This is a genomic window from Nocardiopsis deserti (genome assembly GCF_008638355.1).
GTDB lineage: Bacteria > Actinomycetota > Actinomycetes > Streptosporangiales > Streptosporangiaceae > Nocardiopsis > Nocardiopsis alborubida.
On record NZ_ML703350.1, the window covers coordinates 14,893 to 33,232 of the forward strand.

18 protein-coding genes are annotated in these 18,340 nt (G+C 72.9%); 6 read left to right on the plus strand and 12 right to left on the minus strand.

Annotation, left to right across the window (positions count from 1 at the left end; translation table 11 throughout):
- Positions 1-5: 5 nt before the first annotated feature.
- The 5 genes from FYW99_RS07405 to FYW99_RS07425 form a co-directional block, all read right to left on the minus strand.
- Positions 6-611 (minus strand): response regulator transcription factor, encoded by a 606-nt coding sequence (locus tag FYW99_RS07405; protein ID WP_150251236.1) that lies wholly within the window; start codon positions 609-611, stop codon positions 6-8.
- Positions 608-1,777 (minus strand): sensor histidine kinase, encoded by a 1,170-nt coding sequence (locus FYW99_RS07410; RefSeq protein ID WP_150251237.1) that lies wholly within the window; start codon positions 1,775-1,777, stop codon positions 608-610. Before FYW99_RS07410 ends, FYW99_RS07405 begins: the two co-directional genes overlap by 4 nt.
- Before the next feature lie 16 nt (positions 1,778-1,793).
- Entirely contained in the window at positions 1,794-2,849 is a 1,056-nt protein-coding gene (locus FYW99_RS07415; protein ID WP_150251238.1) for a CPBP family intramembrane glutamic endopeptidase, read from the minus strand.
- A 182-nt stretch (positions 2,850-3,031) separates the two neighbouring features.
- Positions 3,032-3,559, minus strand: coding sequence for a G/U mismatch-specific DNA glycosylase (gene mug / locus FYW99_RS07420; RefSeq protein WP_150251668.1), 528 nt, complete (start codon positions 3,557-3,559; stop codon positions 3,032-3,034).
- Positions 3,560-3,769: 210 nt separating this feature from the next.
- Entirely contained in the window at positions 3,770-4,720 is a 951-nt protein-coding gene (locus FYW99_RS07425; protein ID WP_150251239.1) for an MSMEG_6728 family protein, read from the minus strand.
- A gap of 761 nt (positions 4,721-5,481) precedes the next feature.
- Here FYW99_RS07425 and FYW99_RS07430 point away from each other — a divergent pair.
- From FYW99_RS07430 to FYW99_RS07440, 3 genes are all read left to right on the plus strand, one after another.
- Positions 5,482-6,339, plus strand: a complete 858-nt coding sequence (locus FYW99_RS07430) for a hypothetical protein (RefSeq protein WP_150251240.1) — start codon at positions 5,482-5,484, stop codon at positions 6,337-6,339.
- 471 nt (positions 6,340-6,810) lie between these two features.
- Positions 6,811-7,989, plus strand: coding sequence for an anhydro-N-acetylmuramic acid kinase (locus tag FYW99_RS07435; RefSeq protein ID WP_150251669.1), 1,179 nt, complete (start codon positions 6,811-6,813; stop codon positions 7,987-7,989).
- Between the two features lie 31 nt (positions 7,990-8,020).
- Positions 8,021-9,574 (plus strand): sodium:solute symporter, encoded by a 1,554-nt coding sequence (locus tag FYW99_RS07440; protein ID WP_150251241.1) that lies wholly within the window; start codon positions 8,021-8,023, stop codon positions 9,572-9,574.
- Positions 9,575-9,605: 31 nt separating this feature from the next.
- Here FYW99_RS07440 and FYW99_RS07445 read toward each other — a convergent pair whose 3' ends face one another.
- From FYW99_RS07445 to FYW99_RS33055, 5 genes are all read right to left on the minus strand, one after another.
- Positions 9,606-10,481, minus strand: coding sequence for an alpha/beta fold hydrolase (locus FYW99_RS07445; RefSeq protein ID WP_150251242.1), 876 nt, complete (start codon positions 10,479-10,481; stop codon positions 9,606-9,608).
- Between the two features lie 7 nt (positions 10,482-10,488).
- Positions 10,489-10,944, minus strand: a complete 456-nt coding sequence (locus FYW99_RS07450) for a Clp protease N-terminal domain-containing protein (protein WP_223838849.1) — start codon at positions 10,942-10,944, stop codon at positions 10,489-10,491.
- An 8-nt stretch (positions 10,945-10,952) separates the two neighbouring features.
- Positions 10,953-11,156, minus strand: coding sequence for a hypothetical protein (locus FYW99_RS07455; RefSeq protein ID WP_150251243.1), 204 nt, complete (start codon positions 11,154-11,156; stop codon positions 10,953-10,955).
- A gap of 166 nt (positions 11,157-11,322) precedes the next feature.
- The gene (locus FYW99_RS33050) at positions 11,323-11,574 is read right to left on the minus strand and encodes a hypothetical protein (RefSeq protein ID WP_394350337.1); all 252 of its coding nucleotides are present in this window, start codon (positions 11,572-11,574) and stop codon (positions 11,323-11,325) included.
- Between the two features lie 30 nt (positions 11,575-11,604).
- Complete coding sequence (locus tag FYW99_RS33055; RefSeq protein WP_394350338.1) at positions 11,605-11,955, minus strand: tripartite tricarboxylate transporter permease; 351 nt, start codon at positions 11,953-11,955, stop codon at positions 11,605-11,607.
- Positions 11,956-12,260: 305 nt separating this feature from the next.
- Here FYW99_RS33055 and FYW99_RS07465 point away from each other — a divergent pair, with 305 nt between their 5' ends.
- Genes FYW99_RS07465 through FYW99_RS07475 form a run of 3 tightly spaced genes read left to right on the plus strand, consistent with a single transcriptional unit; the run spans position 12,261 to position 15,162 of the window.
- Positions 12,261-13,055, plus strand: a complete 795-nt coding sequence (locus FYW99_RS07465) for an IclR family transcriptional regulator (RefSeq protein WP_150251244.1) — start codon at positions 12,261-12,263, stop codon at positions 13,053-13,055.
- Entirely contained in the window at positions 13,052-14,296 is a 1,245-nt protein-coding gene (locus FYW99_RS07470; protein WP_150251245.1) for a CaiB/BaiF CoA transferase family protein, read from the plus strand. The genes FYW99_RS07465 and FYW99_RS07470 overlap by 4 nt, the downstream gene beginning before the upstream one ends.
- Positions 14,293-15,162, plus strand: a complete 870-nt coding sequence (locus FYW99_RS07475) for a citryl-CoA lyase (RefSeq protein WP_150251246.1) — start codon at positions 14,293-14,295, stop codon at positions 15,160-15,162. Before FYW99_RS07470 ends, FYW99_RS07475 begins: the two co-directional genes overlap by 4 nt.
- Before the next feature lie 165 nt (positions 15,163-15,327).
- On the opposite strand, the gene FYW99_RS07480 is transcribed toward FYW99_RS07475, so the two are convergent.
- Together FYW99_RS07480 and FYW99_RS07485 are read right to left on the minus strand one after the other, a co-directional pair.
- Entirely contained in the window at positions 15,328-16,032 is a 705-nt protein-coding gene (locus FYW99_RS07480) for an HAD family hydrolase (RefSeq protein ID WP_190394579.1), read from the minus strand.
- A gap of 825 nt (positions 16,033-16,857) precedes the next feature.
- Positions 16,858-18,288 (minus strand): MFS transporter, encoded by a 1,431-nt coding sequence (locus FYW99_RS07485; RefSeq protein ID WP_150251248.1) that lies wholly within the window; start codon positions 18,286-18,288, stop codon positions 16,858-16,860.
- Positions 18,289-18,340: the final 52 nt, after the last annotated feature.

An 18,340-nucleotide genomic window follows, 5' to 3' on the forward strand; every position in this document is an offset into this window, starting at 1 on the left:
CCCGTTCAGATCCAGCCGTGTTCGGCGGCGACGCGTGCGGCCTCGTGGCGGTTGGCGGCGTCGAGCTTGGCGACGGCGGCCGCGAGGTAGTTGCGCACGGTCCCCCGGGAGAGCGAGACGCGCCGGGCGATCTCCTCCACGGACGCGCCGTCGCGGGCCAGGGCCAGCACGTCGGCCTCGCGCGGGCTGAGCGGGGAGTCGCCCGCGCTGATGGCCTCGGCCGCGAGTTCGGGATCGACGTAGCGGCCCCCGGCTGCGACCTTGCGCACGACCTCGGCGAAGGTGCGTGAGGACACGGTCTTGGGCAGGAAGCCGCTCACACCCGCCGCGAGCGCCGACTTCAGGTAGCCGGGGCGGCCGTGGGAGGTGACGATGACGCACCGGCATCCGGGCAGCTCGGTGGCGAGCCTGCGGGCGATCTCGATGCCGTCGGGGCCGGGCAGCTGCAGGTCGAGCAGGGCCACGTCGGGACGGAGTTTGAGGGCCATGGCCAGCGCCTCGTCTCCGGAGGCCGCCTGGGCGACGACCTCGAAGTCCTCCTCTAGGTCGAGCAGTCCGGCGATGGCGTCGCGGATGAGGTGTTCGTCGTCGGCGACGAGGATGCGTGTCATCTGGGGGCGTCCTTCGGAAGCGGGAGCGCGGCGTCGAGCAGGAACCAGTCTCCGTCACGGCGCGCCGTGACGCGTCCGCCGAGCGCGTGCAGGCGCTCGGACATCGCGTGCAGCCCCGTGCCCTCGCCGTCCTGCGCGGAGTACGGGGGGCCGGCCCCGTCGTTGGCGATGGTCAGGTGCACCTCCGCGTCCTCGTTCGCGGTCGCGATGGTGATCTGGGTGGCCGAGGCGTGGCGCAGCAGGTTGGTGACGCCCTCGCGCACGACCCAGGCGAGCGCTTCGGCGCACTGCTGGGGCACGGGGTCGCCGGTCACCGTGCAGCGGATGCCCGCGGACCTGAGCAGCGACCGGGCGCCCGAGAGCTCGTCGTCCCAGGTCGTGCGCAGCTCACCGCGCACGACGCGGCGGACCTCGGTGCCCGCCTCCTCGGCCAGCCTGCGGATCGCGGTGATCTCCGTCGCGGCCCGTTCGCCGTGGTCGCGCAGGACGAGTTCGGAGGCCAGTGAGCTCTTGACCGCGATCGTGGCCAGGGTGCGGCCGAACACGTCGTGCAGGTCGCGGGAGATGCGCAGGCGTTCGTTGGCCAGGGCGAGCGCGGCGCGGTCCTCGTGCGCGGCCTGGAGTTCGAGTAGCACCCGCAGCATCCACGCGCTCGACCAGCACAGCCACAGGACGGCGCTGATCATCATCGCCCCGGTCAGCAGGAGCACGATGTCCGCGAGGCCCACGAGCGCGGCGGTCAGCACCAGCGCCGCCGCGTGGAGCAGCAGCACCCGGCGGGCGTGGAGGACCGGCGCGAGGCTCGCGGCGGCCGAACCGATCGCCGCCGCGACCGTCATGCCCATCGCGGGGAGGGGAAGCATCAGGGCCACGGCGACGAAGACCGCCAGGACCAGCGCCCACGCGGCGACGGGGGTGACGGGGAACCGCCGCGCGCGCCCGACGACGGTGTCGATGCTCCACCTGGTGACGAAGACGTTCCCGACGACCAGGGCCAGGCACAGCGCGCCCGCCGCGACCAGGCCGGTCAGGGGCGCTCCGGTAAGCTGGTCGGCCTCCACCACGCTGCGGAGAAGGGTTCCGACCGGAGTCACGACGGCCAGGTAGGTGGACCAGCGCACATAGGTCTCGAACCTGCGCGCGCCGACCAGCGGCGGATTGCTCATGGACGTGATTCTCCCGTCACACCCGCGCCGGCCGCGGGCTGGAGGGGGTCAGGACCGGTCCCGTCCGGCGCGTGCGCCACCACACCACCGCCGCGACGGCCACGACGCTGACGCAGAGCACGACCAGGGCGGCGGACCCGGTACCCGCCGAACGGTCGAGCGCGGGGTTCGGATCAGCGTGCAGGACCGTGAGGACCAGGGCGGCGAGTGTGTTGTGCAGGGCGTGGATGACGACCGCGATCTCGATGCCGCCGGTGCGCCAGGTGATGACGGCCAGGCTGACGGAAAGCGTGAGGCACCAGAGGTTGAACCACGGGTCGGTCGAGAGGTGGACGACGGTGAACACCAGGCTGGAGACGAGGACTCCGAGGAACAGCGCCGTGCGCGGCCCGCGGCCCCAACTCCCGGCGACGCGGAACACGAGCCCGCGGAAACCGTACTCCTCGCCCGCCGCCTGGAGGGGTGTCAACAGGAGGTTGACGGCGAAGACCGTGAGGAGTGTGGCGGTGGACCAGTGGACCTCCCGCAGGGGCATGACGGCGGGGCCGATGAGTGAGAGGAACAGCCAGAGGGGGCCGATGTAGAGGAGCGCCCGGCCGAACAGGTCGAACCGGAAGCTCGACAGCACCGAGTGCAGCGAAGGGCCGCGCACGCCGTAGAGCCACCGTTGCAGGAGCATGCTCCACGGGATGAGCAGGGCGATCGACACGAGGTTCGCGGAGAGGAAGAGCGGTGTGTAGTCGGTGCCGCCGAAGGTCGGGTTGGTCCTGCCCGTCAGCGCGTCAACGGAGGCGGCGGCCACGGCGAGAACGATGTTGAAGGCGAACAGCCCGGCCACCAGGAGCGCGATCGCGAGGATCCCCCGTCCGATGCGGCGCTTGTCCCCGGCGAGTACCCGGTGGTACTCCACGCCCGGCGGGACCGGCCGCGGACCGCGGCGGCGCGGGTGCGGCGAGGCCGGGCCGGAGGGCGCGAAGGGCGTCCGCGTCCGACCCGCACCCGAGGTCGCGGAGAGGGGGGCCTCGGTCTGCGGGAGAGGTACCCGGGAGGAGGAGCCGTCGTTGCTGTGCATGGTTTGACGCTAGTACGGAGCGTGATCGCCGCAGGGTGCCGTGGGGCATGAGTTCCCTCTGCGTTCCGCACGGGCCGGGCATGACAGATGTCATGTCCGGCCCGTGCGGTCCGGCCCGTGCACCCTCGCGTGGTGAGGCGCTTCGGCGGGCCGGGCGGCCGAGGCCAGGCCGTCCCGCCGGATCAATCCGGTATCCCGGCGGCGCGACGCAGGCGCGCGAACTCCTCGATGAGCGGCCCCAGCTGCCAGTGCGCGTTGCGGCCGCTGGGGTTGGGCAGCAGCCACACCCGGGTGCCGCCGATCTCCATGTCCTGGGGGCCCACCGTCGCACGGCGGTCGGCGAAGGCCTCCCGGTAGGCGGTCACGCCCAGGACGGCCAGCCACCGGGGCCGCCACCGCAGGACCTTCTCCCGCAGCCTGCGGCCGCCCTCCACGACCTCCTCCCGGCTCAGCTCGTCCGCCTGGGCCGTGGTCCGCTCGACGACGTTGGTGATGCCCAGGCCCAGGGACAGGAGTTCGTCCTCCTCGTCCGGCCTGAGTTGGCGCGGGGTGAAGCCGGACCCGTGCAGGGAGGGCCAAAAGCGCGTTCCCGGCTTGGCGAAGTGGTGCCCGACGGCGCCCGAGGTCAGGCCGGGGTTGATCCCGCAGAAGAGCACGCGCAGGTCCTCAGCGACCACGTCCGGGACCAGCCTGTCCCGGGCCGCCTCCAGCTCCGCCCTGCTCGGGCCGGGCGTCCGCCCGGACGAGGCGCGTGCGCGCGGGCGCGGGGTCCCGGCCTTCGCCGCGCCCCCGGCTCGTCCGCTCGCGGAATCCATGTGCTGCCCTCCCGTGTGCGCTGTCGGTGACGCGGGCGACCGCGTCGCTGTCGGAGTCCCCTGCCCGGGAGTGCTCCGTCCCAAGCACTGCCTCTGGGAACGGCCCTAGGAGTCCACCGCGGGCAGCAGACGCAGCACCAGCGGGGCCGAGCGCGGCTCGGGCAGTTCGGCGCCGTCGAGGACGACCAGCCCGGCCGAGGGCGGCACGGGCACCTTCGTCCCCTCCCCGGGAGGGACCCGGCGGAACCGGAACTCGGGTTCGCCGGCCTCCTCGCGCATCGCCGCCTCGTCCTCGGGTCCGGGCTGCCGCGCGGTCGACCGGCTGGTCCGCCCCACCGCCTCCGAGGGACCCGGATCGGCGCTGGTCCCCCGCGGCCGGGGCGGCGGCGGTCCGGGCACCAGCCACAGCGTCTCGCCGGGCGTGCACAGCCCGGCGAGCAGGCCGGGCAGGGTGTCGCCGGGGCCGGTGAGCCGCAGCGACGCGCTGTGGCCGCCGACCAGCCGTTCCAGGGCGGCGGCCTGCCCGTCCGACAGCGCGACCGCCTCCAGCAGTTCCGCGGCCTCCTCGACCGGCGTCGCCGCGGAGGTGCCGCGCCGCAGCGGCCAGCGGGGGAAGACCGGCCGGGGCCAGACGTAGGGCAGGCCGCCGGGCGTGCCGGGGAACAGTGGTGCGTAGTGCGCCGGGTCCTTGTGCACCAGGACCGAGCGGTGCGAGAGGTGCAGTGCACCGTCCCCCAGCCACGGCGGGAGCATGTCGCGCTCCCACAGTTCCTCCTCCTCGGGGACGCGGCCCCCGGTGAAGGCCAGCAGCGAGGGCAGCACCGAGTCGGCGTATCCGCGGCGGCGCCACTCACGGCACACCGCCACCCCGTAACCCACCAGTGCGGGCACGAAGCCACGCCACATCGCCACGGCGGGGTGGCGCTTCCACCCGTACTCGGGCCACACCAGGGCCCGCAGCACCTGCATCGTCTCCACCCGCTGCTTGCCCAGCCTGCGGTCGTCCAGCGCCCGCGCGCACTCGGCGAACCCGGGATGGGGCAGGAAGGTCTGCATCGTCCCCCCGTCCGGCCCGCGGCGTTCTCGCCGGTCAGGCCCCGTTGTGGGGTCCGTTACCCCTCCGCCGCCGGTGTTATCCCTTCTGCCGGTTCGCTCCTCCCCGGACGGTGCCTCTCCACCGTGTGTCCAACCCCGGTGGTGTTCGTCCACCGCATGGTCTCCTCCATCCGCGACAGGTGGCGGTCGGTGAACGCCTCATGCCGATACTTCGTCGCGAAAAACGGGTGTGCGTGCATCGCGAGAGAACCGTCCTGCCAGGGGTTTCACGTCTGTGCGGGGTGATTCCCCAATGTCTGCTCCTGTCTCTTTCGTGTACTTGATCCGGTTTTCTGGTTCGTGTTTCGCTGGGAAATCCTCACTGTGCGACCCAGATCCGCACTCTGCGGAGGAAGTCCGGTTCCGGCCAATGACCGCCGCGGGCATGCGAAGCCGGATACCTTTGCCGCACGTGTGCCTTCGTGCGCGCGAAGACACCACCAGGAGGCTCGGGTCCCATGAGCAAGCATGAGCACAATAAACATTTCGCCGACCACAAGACCGGTTCTGCCTCCCGAGTTCCACGGCCGCCGAAAAGGCGGCCATCGCTCCTGGCGGGCCGGAGGATTTCGAACCGGTCAAGGCAGCGAAGGCGACCGTCGGCCCGCGCGCAGCCGCGGGCCGACCAACCGTCGGTCTTCTCCGTTGTCCAAGAACGCTACTTCCCTGAAGGCAGGGGTGCTTCGAGGAGCGTTCGCATACGAGCCTGGGCGATTTACGTCGTGCTGACTCTCCTCGCCGTTCTGGGTGGTTTCGCGGGAACCTATGCCTACGATCTGTGGTCCACCGAGTCCCGGCTCCGCGAGCAACGGGAGGCGGCGAGGGCCATCAATCAGGAAATCGCACCGTTCACCAGTTCCATCACCTACGACACCACGCCCGACAGTCTGTTCAGGATCGTCCTGGACCGCCCCCTGACAGCCGAAGAAGGCGAGAGGATCCAGACCGTGGCAGACTCGGAGTTCTTGGACTACCTTCTGTCACTGGGAGGGAGAATAATCCCCTATGCCACCGCGAATGTACCTGATCCTCCCTCTGGAGGGACCTGGGAGAACGGAACGGGAAGGAAAGGCAGTGCCGTGTTCACCATGAATCTCATGTCCACACGCACCTCCCCGGTGAGCATCGTAGACATGACCCCCGTGAATATCTCCTGCAAGGATCCAGCAGCTGTCACCGTCATCGACTTCCCTCCCCAGGGATTTAATTCCTATCCGGGTGTTGTCGTTGATCTCAACCACAACGAACCGGTGCTGTACAGCACCGACGAGGGGCCCCACAAGGGAAATCCGTTTTTCGAGAACGGGCGGATCGATCTCGGGGCCGGACTGGACCCAGGCGGCCTCCGGGTGGAGGCGCACGCGCAGGGCCAATCCTGCGAGTGGGAGATCCAGGCCCGGTACATCGATGCACAACAGGAAACAGGCGAAACCATCCTGCGCGATGGCGAGGAACCCTTCTTCGTTGAGGTTCCGCCCAGCCAACCTGAGCAGTATTGGATGGGGTACCCCATAGGCCCCAACCCGGGAATGCGTTTCGTGCCGTGTCATGATATGCCATCACATCCCAGCTGCTTGTAGAGCTCGCCTCATCTGGTCGGTCTGCGATGGCGAACCAGTGAGGTTTTCTCAGTGAGTTCTGTTTCCATGCGTTACGTTCGACTCGAAAGTGGTCTACCTCCGCTACCGGGTGGCGCGCTAGCCGACCCGTCCGCCGGGCCCCAGATGAGTAGTTCCACGGGGTCAGCCCAACGGCGGCGCGCCCGCGCGGGCAGGAGTTCGGTGAGAACTCACCGGCATCAGGAGACACCGCCGTACCGGTCGCCGGGAACGGTTGACGCACCGCGACGCGCGGTATACCGCTGGTACGCGTTCCGAGACCGGGAGGGTTGGTCGCATGGGTGGTGTCCACGGGTTTTCCGAAGGTCAGGTCCACCGAACCCGGCCGGGGGACCCGCCTCCGCCCGCTGCTGGGCCCAGACCCCCCGCATCCGAGGCCTGGCCTTGGCCGTACGCACCCGCTCCGGCCCGCCGCCCCCGGACGGGGGCCGCGTGATCGTCATCGGCCTGTCCTCGGGTACCTCGGCCGACGGCATCGACCTCGCCGCCGCCCGTTTCGTGCTGGACGGGGACCTCATCCGTCTGACGCCACTGGGACACCGCACCGTGCCCTACCCGCGCGACCTGCGGGAGATGATCCGCGGCGCCCTGCCCCCGGCCCGCACGACCATGGAGACCGTCTGCCAGCTCGACACCCGCATCGGCCGGGCGTTCGCCGACGCGGCGCTGCGCGCGGTCGGCGAACTCGCCGGGGGACGGGCCGACCTGGTGGCCTCGCACGGCCAGACCCTGTTCCACTGGGCTGACGGCGCCACGGTCCACGGCACCCTCCAACTGGGCCAGCCCGCCTGGATCGCCGAGGCCACCGGCCTGCCCGTGGTCTCGGACCTGCGCACGGCCGACGTGGCCGCGGGCGGGCAGGGTGCGCCGCTGGCCAGCGTGCTCGACGTCCTCCTGCTCGGCGCACGCCCCGAACCCACCGCCGCCCTCAACCTCGGCGGCATCGCCAACGTCACCGTCCTGCGGGGCGGAGAGCCGCCGCTGGCCTTCGACACCGGCCCCGGCAACGCCCTGCTCGACGCCGCCGCGCGCCGGGTGAGCGGCGGCCGCGCCGACTTCGACGCCGAGGGGGCCATCGCCCGCTCCGGCCGTCCCGACCCCGCCCTGCTCAAGCACCTGCTCGCCGAGCCGTACTACCGCCTGCCCCCGCCCAGGACCACCGGGCTGGAGCTGTTCGGTTCCGGCTACCTCGACGCGGCGCTGCGCGCCACCGGCACGCCCGACGATGGGGACCTGATGGCCACCCTGGTCGAGCTCACCGCCGCCACCGTCGCCGACGCGCTGCGCCCCCACGGGGTGGCCGAGGTGCTCGCCTCGGGCGGCGGCACCCGCAACCCGGTCCTCATGGAACGCCTCGCCGACCGCCTCCGTCCGGCGCGACTGGCCACGTCCGACGCCCTGGGGCTGGACAGCGACGCCAAGGAGGCCTACCTGTTCGCGCTGATCGGCTTCCTCACCTGGCACGGGCTCCCCGGTTCCGTGCCCTCCTGCACCGGTGCCCGCCGCGCGCCGGTGGCCGGACGCCTCACGCCGGGCGCCTCGCCGCTCCGGCTCCCCGAACCCGCGGCCACCGTCCCCGCGCGCCTGCGCGTCGAGGCACGGGACCGGTAAGCCCCCGCCCCCCACCACCCGGAGCAGCGCAGTGCAGACAACCGACCTCGTGGTCATCGCGGTGTACCTGCTGGGCTCGGCCTGGCTCGGCCTCAGGCTGTCCGGCCGACAGCGCGACGTCAAGGACTACTTCATCGGCAACCGGCGGCTGCCCTGGTGGGCGGTGTGCCTGTCGGTGGTGGCCACCGAGACCAGCGCCCTGACCGTGATCAGCATCCCCGGCGTGGCCTACCTGGGCAACGTCACGTTCCTCCAGGTGGCGGTCGGCTACCTGATCGGGCGGGTGGTCGTGGCCTTCGTGCTGCTGCCCCGCTACTACCGGGGCGAGATGACCACGGCCTACGCCTACCTCGGCATCCGCTTCGGCCGCGGCATGCAGGGCACGGCCTCGGTCGCGTTCCTGTTCACGCGGCTGCTCGCGGACGGGGTGCGGCTGTTCGCGGCGGCCATCCCCGTCAAGATCATCCTGGACTCCTACGGGATCGACCTGTCCTACTTCGTGATCATCGCGCTGCTCGGCGTGGTCACGGTCCTGTACACCCTCGTCGGCGGGATCCGGGCCGTGGTCTGGGTCGACGTCCTCCAGATGGCGGTGTACGCGGTCGGCGGCGTGGCCGCCCTGGTGGTCATCACGAGCAGCCTCGACGTGAACTTCCTGGCGGTGGCCGCCGACGCGGGCAAGACCCAGTTCCTCGACTTCACCTCGAACCCGGTCTCGGCCCCCTACGCGACGGTCACCGCGGTCCTCGGCGGCGCCCTGCTCTCCACCGCCTCCCACGGCGCCGACCAGATCATCGTGCAGCGGCTGCTGGGCTGCCGCAGCCTGCGCGACGCCCAGAAGGCGGTGATCGGCAGCGCCGTCGTGGTGTTCTTCCAGTTCGCCCTGTTCCTGACCGTGGGCCTGGCGCTGTACGCCTACTTCGAGGGCGCCTCGGTGGAGGAGATGGGCCTGGCCAACTCCGACGAGCTGTTCCCGACGTTCATCGTCGAGGGGCTGCCGGTCGGCCTGTCGGGCCTGCTGCTGGCGGGGATCCTGGCCGCGGCGATGAGCACCCTGTCGTCCTCGCTGTCGGCGCTGTCCTCCTCGACCATGGCCGACCTGTACGAGCGCTTCAGCAGGCGCACGCTCACCGACGCCCAGGGCCTGCGGCTGGGCAGGCTGTTCACCCTCGGCTGGGGGCTGGTGTTCATCGGGGCGGCGGCGATGTTCACCGGTACCGACAACCCGGTCGTGGAGCTGGGCCTGTCCGTGGCCAGCCTGACCTACGGCGGTCTGCTGGGCGCGTTCTTCCTGGGGCTGTGGGTGCGCGGGGCCCGCCAGCTCGACGCGACGGTCTCCTTCGCGGTCGCGGTGGCGACCATGGTCTGGCTGTTCCTCTTCCAGCCCGACCTGGTCGGGTTCACCTGGTACACGGCGATCGGCACGGCCATCGTGCTGGGTCTGGGCTACCTGTTGTCGCTGCGCCACCGCGATGCGGCGCCCCGCCCCGAGGAGGCACCCGGGGAGCCCTCCGACGCCGGAACCGGGGAGGCTCCCCGCGCAGGAGGGGACCCCTCACCGGCGGACGAGGGGGAGCGGACCTGACCCCGCCCGGTCCGGTGTGTGGACCAGCGGCTCAGGGACGGGGCGCCGGACGGCCGCCGAAGAAGTCGGCCAGGGCGCGGGCGACCCTGTCGGGCCGTCCGCCGTTGTCCGCGGCCAGGTGCCCCAGACCCCGCAGCTCCACCCGCCGGGCACGGGGGACCGCGTCCTCCAGCGCGTCCAACGCGTCCTTGAGGTAGCGGGCGCTCCGGCTGCCGCCGAGCAGGAGGAGGTCGGCGCGCACGGCGGCCGCGTCCCCGACCAGGCCGGTCGCCTCCCGGACCATCCGGGCGTCCGCGCCCACGGTGGGGACCAGGTCCCGCAGGGGGACCTCGTCGCCGCCCTGCCGCTCCTGGGCGCGCAGCGCCAGTCCCATGAGCGGAACCAGCAGCCACCGGGGCAGCACCTCCATGAGCGGGGAGTCCTGCGTCCCGCGGGCGACGGTCACCAGCGCGGCGGCCAGCCGGCTCCGGGCCATCTCGTGCTCGTAGCGCTCCAGCCAGGCCGTCGGCGAGGAGCCCCCGACCGGTAGGGGCGGCTCGTACAGGGCGACGCGGTACCCCTCGGGGCGGGTGAGGGCCCAGTGCAGGACGGGGACGGCGCCGGCGCTGAGCCCGAAGACGTCGCGCGCCCCGGCGTGCTCCACGAGCGCGCCCACGTCCTCGGCGGCGCGCTCCAGGGTGAAGCCGGGGCCGTGGGGGCCGCTGAGCCCGCGGCCCCTGCGGTCGGGCAGGTACACGGTGAAGTCGGCGCTGAGCGCGGCGCCCAGCCCCATGAAGTTGGCGGAGGACATCATCGACCCGTGCACGAGCACGACCGCCGGTCCGGCGCCCAGTCGCCGGTAGCCCAGGACGGTGCCGTCGCGGGAGGTCACCGAGCCGGTGGTGTACACGGGGGCGGGAGTGCGCATCGTCGTCTCACCCCTTTCCCAGGCGGGCGCGGACCGCGGCGCGGTCCGTCTCCAGCGCGTCCAGCAGTTCGGCCGCCGGGTCGGGCCTGGTGCGGGCCAGCAGGCCGAGCAGGACGTGTTCGGTGCCGATCCGCTCCCGCCCCGCCTCCTTGCGCAGTCCAGTGAAGACGGCCTTGGCCGCCGGGGTCAGCGCGAGGCGGTCGCCCTCGCGGCCGGGCAGAACCGGGCCGGGGGACTCCGCCTGGACGCCGACCGAGGCCAGTGCGTCCGCGTCCAGGCGTTCCAGCGCCCGCCGGGCGGCGGGCAGGTCCGCGCCCAGGGCCCGCGCGGCGGCCGAGTCGGGGTCGCCCAGCAGTGCCAGGAGCACGTGCTCGGTCCCCACCTTGCGGTCGCCCCGGTACAGGGCCTCCGTGTTGGCGTCCAGATACACCCGGCCCATGCCGAAGTCCCGTTGTGCGCTCATCGCGGCCCTCACTTTCCGTACTTGGCGTGGATGGACTGGCGGGTGACGCCCAGGGCGTCCCCGATCTGCTGCCAGGACCAGCCCGCCCGGCGGGCGGCGGCCACCTGGTTGGCCTCGACCCGCTCGGCGAGGCGGCGCAGCGCGAGCACCGCGCGCAGCCCCGTCGCGGGGTCGTCGGAGGCCAGGGCGGAAGACGAACGATCCGTGTCCATGTCGTCAGTTTGAACTGACACTCTCGGCTTGTCAAGCCAAACTGACACGCTGGATGTGGGGGCCGGACGCGACCGGAGGGAACCGGACCCCGGCGCCCGCCTCCACGCACACCGCGGGGGCCGGACCGGGACGACCCCCGGACCCCGGCCCCCGCGCACGCGACGCTCACCCCGCGTCGACGGTCTCCTCGCGCCGAGCCCCGCGCGAACGGGCACGGGCGCGCACCCGCAGGACGGCGACCAGGGCCACGGCGGCGACGAGGACCGCGTAGATCCCGATCGTGATCGGCCCCGCGAAGAGCACCCCCACGTCGCCCTGGCCGATGGCCAGGGCCCGGCGCAGCTCCGTCTCGGCCAGCGGCCCGAGGATGACCGCGATGAGCACCGGCGCCACCGGGATCTCGTACCGCCGCATCATGAACCCGAGCAGTCCCAGGGCGATCAGCAGTCACAGGTCGGTGACGGAGTAGGACGCGGCGTACACGCCCAGCCCCGCGAAACCGGTGATGCCCGCGTACAGGTAGCGCCGGGGGATCAGCAGCAGCTTGGCCCACAGCGGAGCGAAGGGCAGGTTGAGGACCAGCAGCATGACGCTGCCGACGAACAGGGTGGCCAGCAGCGCCCACACCAGGTCGGCGTTGCGCTCGAACAGCAGCGGACCCGGCTGCATGCCGTACTCGATCCTGGCGCGGGCCTCCGCCGCGCTCGTGTCGGACAGCGCGGCGTTCGTCGCGGCGGCGCCCACCAGGAGCGCGGTGGCCACGGCCCCCGACGCACGGAGGATCCGCTGTCTGTTCATCCTTTATTCCCTTTCGGCCCGCTGGGCCACCAGGTGGTTCAACGGGACCGTTTAGTGGTCTGGGAAATCATGCGAGCCCTCGTGATCACTGTCAATGGCGAACCGAAACCTTTTGTTAACGAGTGTGTTGCGACGCACAGTCCCGCTCGGACTCCACTTCCGCCCAGGCCAGTCCGGGTGTCGTAGGGGCGGGCGCTCTTCGGGGGAGGGCTGGCCGTGCGCCGAGGGGGTGCGCTACGCTGACGGCGCGATTCCACTTGATGGTCTTAACGAACCACCTGATGGACTAAACGGATGGGGGAGAGATGCCTGACGGCGACTCCGGCGGCACCGTGCGCAGCGTCGCGCGCGCCCTGGACCTGCTCGACCTGTTCGACGAGAGGAACCAGCGCTACTCCACACGGGAGCTGGTGGAGCGCACCGGCCTGGCCAAGACCACGGTCCTGCGGCTGGTCGCGACCCTGGAGCAGCGCGGACTGCTGTGGACGGCGCCCGACGGCCGGGTCGGGGTCGGCCCCAGCCTCCTGCGCTGGTCGCGCCTGGCGCACGCCGTCTGGCAGGTGCCCGAGGCCGTCCGGTCCGTCATGCGCGAACTCGTCGCCGACACCGCCGAGACCGTCAACCTCTACGTCCGCGCCGACGCCACCCGCGTGTGCGTGGCCAAGGAGGAGGGCCCCCAGCGGCTGCGCCACGTCGTCAACGTCGGTGACGAGATGGTCCTGTGGGGCGGGGGCGCCAGCAAGGTGCTGCTCATCGGGGCGGGGGAGTCCCTGCTGCTGCGCGTGGCCGCCGCCTCCCCCCACGGCCCCGGGCGCGTCAGCCGCCTGCGCGAGGAGGTGGAGCTGGCCCGCGTCCGGGGGTTCGCCGTCAGCCACGGCGAGCGCGAGCGGGGCGCCTCCGGCGTGGCCGCGCCCGTCTACGGCCCCGCCGGCGGGGTGCCGGTCGCCGCGCTGGCCGTGGGCGGCCCCACCGCCCGCTTCACCGACGCCGCCGTGGAGGGCTTCACCTCCGCGGTGGTCGACGCCGCCCGCCGCATCACCGACATCGGGCTCGACCCCTCGGGAGGGACCGCGGGGCCCGGAACGGGGGAGAGACGATGACCGGCAACGGCAACGACGCCGGGTCCGGGGCAGGGGAGAGGGACCTTCCGCTCGCGGGGGTGCGCATCCTGGACATGACCAACGTCCTGGCGGGACCCTACGCGGGGTACCAGCTGGCGCTCATGGGCGCCGACGTGGTCAAGGTCGAGGTCCCCGGCTCCGGGGACCTGGCGCGCCAGCTCGGCGCCTCCGCGGAGCTGAACGGCCGAGGCCTGGGCGCGTCGTTCCTGGCGCAGAACGGGGGCAAGCGCTCCCTGACCCTGGACCTGAAGACCCCCGGCGGCAGGGAGGCCATGACCCGCCTGGTGCGCCGGTCCGACGTGCTGCTGGAGAACTTCCGGCCGGGCGTGCTGGAGCGCCTGGGCTTCGGTTGGAAGGACCTGAGCGCGATCAACCCCGGCCTGGTCTACTGCGCGGTGTCCGGGTTCGGCTCCGATGGCCCGCTGAGCGGGCGCCCGGCCTACGACCAGATCATCCAGGGCCTGTCGGGGATGATGAGCACCACCGGCAACCCCGGCACCGGCCCGCTGCGCGCGGGCTTCCCCATCGCCGACGTCCTGGGCGGCCTCGCCGCCGCCTTCGCGATCAGTACCGCCCTGGTCAAAAGGGAGCGCACCGGCCAGGGGAGCAGCGTGGACGTGTCCATGCTGGAGACCGCGATCACCGCGATGGGCTGGGGGGTGTCCAACTACCTGTCCGCGGGTGTCGAGCCGGTCCCCATCGGCAACGAGAACGCCACGGCGGCCCCCTCGGGCACCTTCGCCACCGCCGACGGCGCGCTCAACATCGCCGCCAACAAGCAGGAGCAGTTCGAGGCGCTGTGCGCGGTCGTGGGCGCGCCCGAACTGGCCCGCGACCCCCGCTTCGCCCAGCGCGAGGACCGCAAGACCCACCGCGAGGCCCTCCGGGAGGCCCTGGAGGAACACCTGGGCGCCCGGTCCGCCCTGGAGTGGGAGCGCGAGCTGGCCCGGGTCGGGGTGCCCGCCGCCCGCGTGCTGACCGTGGCCCAGGCGCTGGAACTGGACCAGGTGGCCCACCGCGGGCTGGTGCACACGCTGCCCTTCCCCGGCGGGGAGGAGCGCGAGCTGCGCGTGCTCGGCAGCGGCGTCCGCGTGGACGGCGCGCCCCTGGGCCCCCGCACGGCGCCGCCCCTGTTGGGCGAGCACACCGAGCAGGTGCTGCGCGAGACGGGCTTCAGCGACCGGGAGATCGACGAACTGCGCGAGGAGGGGGCGGTATGAGCGCGTCGGAAGCGCCGTCCATGACCCATGAGGAGATCGGCCGCTGGTGGCAGACCGGGCTGATCCGGATCGCCCCCGGCGAGATCGAACCGGGCGGCTACCCGGTGCAGGAGCTGATCGGCCGGGTCTCGTTCGTGGACACGGTCTGGCTCATGCTGCGCGGCGAGCTGCCCGACCCGCGCCGCTCCCGCCTGCTGGAGGCCGCCCTGGTCTCGGCCGTGGACCACGGCCCGCAGGCGCCCTCCATCGCCGCCGCCCGGATGGCCGCCAGCTGCGGGCTGGGCCTCAACAACGCCGTCGCCACCGGAGTCAACCTGCTCGGGGACGTGCACGGCGGCGCTGGCCAGCAGTGCGTCGCCCTCCTGGAGGAGATGGCCGAGCGCGGCGCCGACGGGACCCCGGTGGCGCGGGTGGCCGAGGAGGTGGTCGCCGAGTACCGCGGGCGCGGCGCGTACGTGCCCGGTTTCGGCCACCGCTTCCACCCGCGCGACCCGCGCCGCGACCCGCTCCTGGGCCTGGTGCGCGAGGCGGTCGAGGACGGGCTCGTCCCCGCGGGCCCGCTGGAGGCCGCCCTGGCGCTGGAGGAGGCGCTGGCCAGGGGGCGCGGGCGCCCCGTGCCGATGAACATCGACGCCGCCACCGCGGTCGTCTACGCCTCGCTGGGCTTCCCCTCGGAGCTGGCCCGGGGGCTGTTCGTCCTCTCCCGCTCCGTGGGCATCCTCGCCCACGCCTGGGAGGAGCGCCAGAGCGGAGCGCGCATCAAGGGCCCCCTCCCGAGGGCGGTGCTGGCGGGCTACACCGGTCCGGCGACCCGCCACCTGGCCGCCGACGACCCGCGGCTCTCCCCGGACTCCGGCCGGGACTGACCGGCGGGTCTCCCCGAACGGCGGGCACCGGTACTTCCGTCCGGTCCGGTGCCCGCTCCCCCTCCCGGTGTTCGCTACCGCTGGTCGGCCTCGGCCCCGCGCCCCCACCGGTGGTACCGGGGAAGCGGTGCCGTCCGGGCGGGCCGCGGGTGCGCCCCGTGCGCGTCATCGGCGGAGCAGCTCCACGAGACCGGTCAGGGCGGTGATCTCGGCGTCTGCCCGCAACCCGGGTGGCAGGGGCCTGCCGGTGCGGTTGACGTGGACCGTGCGCATGCCCGCGCGGGCGGCGGCGGCGACGTCCTCCTCGGGGTGGTCCCCGACGTGGAGGACGGACGCGGTCGGCAGACCGAGGAGTTCGGCCGTGTGGGAGTAGATGCGCGGATCGGGTTTGCGCAGTCCGCATTCGGCCGCGACCACGCGGTGGGCGAAGCAGCCGCCGACACCCAGCCGTTCGGGGTCGCTGTTGCCGTTGGTGACCAGGACGCACGGGTAGCGGGTGCGCAGCTCCTCCAGCACTTCGGCGGTTTCGGCGTAGAGGGCCATCGCGCCGAACCGGGTGGCCATGTACCTGTCGTGGACCTGCGTGACGAGAGCGGGGTCGTCGCTGCCGCAGCGCCGCACGGCGCGGACGAAGGACTCGAGGCGGATCTCCTCCATGGTGGCGCGGGCGAACCCGGGTTCACGGGCGACCTCGTCGCGCAGCGCCGTCAGCCAGTCGGCCGACACACTCCCCGCCTCGTGCGACAGGCCCCTGCTGTCGAGGAGGGCGACGGCGTCATCGAGGGCCCGGCGCATGGCGGTGCGAAAGTCCCACAGCGTTTCGTCCCCGTCGAAGGAGATCGCGCGGATGGAGGAGAAGTCGGAGGTCACGCGGATCGGCTCCCTGCTGCGTCACTGTTCGTGGTGCGGTCGCGCTCATTCAGCCGCCTGGGCGATTATCGGCTGAGTGCGCGGGTGCCGGAAAGGGGGTGGGCCCGGACCGCTGTCGCGGCCCCGGCGGTGCGGACGCCCGCCGCACGCACGGCCGCGGGGCGGGCCCCTGGAGGCCCGCCCCGCGGTGTCATGCCGTGGTGTCCGAAACTGGTGTCTCCCGCGCCCGGGCGGCTGCCTCGCCGCGCCGGGTCCGCTGCCCGGGTCAGATGCGGGGCCTGCGCTTCCTGGTCAGGGAGTTCAGCCACCGCATGGCGGTCCCACCGGGGCTCTGTCGACCCGGAGGAGTCCGGCGCGCCGGACCCCGTAGCGGATTCGGGCCGCCGCGCCCGAGCGGGCTCCCACCGCGCGCCAGGGGGCCTCCGCCCCGGGACCGGCCCGCGGACCGGGCGAACCGCCGGGCCATCGCCAGGGGGTCGCTGCTGCGTCCACCGGTTCGCCCACCCGCACGCGGGTGCCTCCCCGGTGCCGGGCGGGCCAGACCCGTGCGCCGCATCAGCTGGTTCTTCGCCGTCCTCAGGGGGTTCCTCATGGCGTTCTCCTCCTCGTCTGTCGGTCCTGTGACCCGGTCGGCCATCCCACCGCCAGGCGGATGATGACGAACAGAGCACGTTCCTCGTTCCTGTCTGTTCCGCTACCCCGAAGTGTGATATTGATGCGTCTTTCCTCGATCGGGCTGCCGGGGTGACCCTGCCGGGGAAGGCCGTCGGCGTGTCCCCCGGAGGGCAAGCGCAGGTCAAAGGGTTTCTTGAACCTCTGGAGGGCTCACGCGCCCCCGGACGGATCCCGCCGTGCGTCCCGCGGCAGCACCGGTGTCAGGGTGGCCGCCAGGAGCTGCACGGCCGCGAGCAGGCCGAAGACCAGGCCGTACGCGTCGCCCTCGGGCGCGTACCCGGAGGCGGCCACGGTGACCAGCGTGGCCAGGCCCAGGGCGCCGCCCGTCTGCTTGGCCGCGTTCAGCAGGCCCGAGACGGCCCCCGCGTCCCCGGGCGCGGCGCCCGAGGTCACGACGGCGGTCAACGGAGTGGTGAACAGGCCGCCGCCCACGGACATGAGGACCGCGGGCCCCAGCACCGCAGCGGCGTAGGTCTGCTCCGGGACCGCCGCCGCCTGCCAGGCGAAGCCCGCCGCCGCGATGAGGCAGCCGAGTCCGATCAGCACCCGCGCCTGCACGAACCCCATCAGCCACGGGGTGAGCAGCCAGCCCGTGGCCATGGCGACCAGGGTGTGCGGCAGGAAGCCCAGACCGGTCAGCAGCGGGCCGAAACCCAGTTCGTCCTGCATGTAGAAGGTGAGGAAGTACCACATGGGCACCTGGAAGCAGGCCCCGGCCAGGAACACCATGGCGTTGCCCGTCCAGACCGCGCGGCGGCGCAGGAGTCGCGGCGGCAGCAGGGGCGCGGACGCGCGGGACTCCACCACGGCGAACAGCGCCAGGGCGAGGGCGCCCGCGGCCAGCACCGCCACGGTGACCGGGTCCCCCCAGCCGTGCTCCGCCGTCCGGGTGAGGCCGTAGGTGAGTGCGGCCGTCCCGCCGGTCGCAGCCACGGCCCCGGGCAGGTCGATCCGTCCGCCGTGGCCCTTTCTCGGGTTCCTGCCGTGCGGGTCCCGGTCCTGGCGCTCCCGATCCAGAAGGTAGGGGGCCATGACCAGCACGGCGAGGCCGACGGGCACGTTGACCAGCAGGACCGCCCGCCAGGACAGCGCCTCGGTCAGCGTGCCGCCGACGAGGTTGCCGACCGCTCCGCCCGCCACGCTCACCGCGGTCCAGGCGGCCAGCGCCCGCACGCGGGCCCGCCCCTCGGGGAAGGACGTGGTCAGGATGGTCAGGGTCGCGGGGGCCAGTACCGCCGCTCCCACCCCCTGGAGCGCGCGTGCGGCGACCAGCAGGCCGGGGGAGGGGGCCGCCCCTCCCAGCATGCTGGCCGCGCAGAACAGCGCGAGCCCGGCGGTGAACACCCGCCGGTGTCCGTACAGGTCGGCCAGCCGTCCGCCCAGCAGCAGGAGGCCGCCGAAGGCCAGGGTGTAGGCGTGCGCCACCCAGGGCAGCCCCGTCGCGGAGAACCCCAGGGAGGAACGGATCGGGGGCAGGGCGACGTTGACCACCGACACGTCGAGCACCACCATGAGCTGCGCGGCGCACACCAGGGCGAGCAGCGGGCGTGAAGTCCTCTCCCCGGTCCGGGTTCGGGGCACGCGACCACCTCGTTCCAGCAAAGCAATGTGGTTACATTGGTTTGTACGGTAG

Coding starts and splice junctions, on each gene's coding strand:
- FYW99_RS07425 (WP_150251239.1), bottom strand. CDS start 4,720: ATGCAGACCTTCCTGCCCCATCCCGGGTTCGCCGAGTGCGCGCGGGCG.
- FYW99_RS07475 (WP_150251246.1), top strand. CDS start 14,293: ATGAGCGCGTCGGAAGCGCCGTCCATGACCCATGAGGAGATCGGCCGC.
- FYW99_RS33055 (WP_394350338.1), bottom strand. CDS start 11,955: ATGAACAGACAGCGGATCCTCCGTGCGTCGGGGGCCGTGGCCACCGCG.
- FYW99_RS07465 (WP_150251244.1), top strand. CDS start 12,261: ATGCCTGACGGCGACTCCGGCGGCACCGTGCGCAGCGTCGCGCGCGCC.
- FYW99_RS07450 (WP_223838849.1), bottom strand. CDS start 10,944: ATGAGCGCACAACGGGACTTCGGCATGGGCCGGGTGTATCTGGACGCC.
- FYW99_RS33050 (WP_394350337.1), bottom strand. CDS start 11,574: ATGATGCGGCGGTACGAGATCCCGGTGGCGCCGGTGCTCATCGCGGTC.
- FYW99_RS07455 (WP_150251243.1), bottom strand. CDS start 11,156: ATGGACACGGATCGTTCGTCTTCCGCCCTGGCCTCCGACGACCCCGCG.
- FYW99_RS07410 (WP_150251237.1), bottom strand. CDS start 1,777: ATGAGCAATCCGCCGCTGGTCGGCGCGCGCAGGTTCGAGACCTATGTG.
- FYW99_RS07405 (WP_150251236.1), bottom strand. CDS start 611: ATGACACGCATCCTCGTCGCCGACGACGAACACCTCATCCGCGACGCC.
- FYW99_RS07445 (WP_150251242.1), bottom strand. CDS start 10,481: ATGCGCACTCCCGCCCCCGTGTACACCACCGGCTCGGTGACCTCCCGC.
- FYW99_RS07415 (WP_150251238.1), bottom strand. CDS start 2,849: ATGCACAGCAACGACGGCTCCTCCTCCCGGGTACCTCTCCCGCAGACC.
- FYW99_RS07470 (WP_150251245.1), top strand. CDS start 13,052: ATGACCGGCAACGGCAACGACGCCGGGTCCGGGGCAGGGGAGAGGGAC.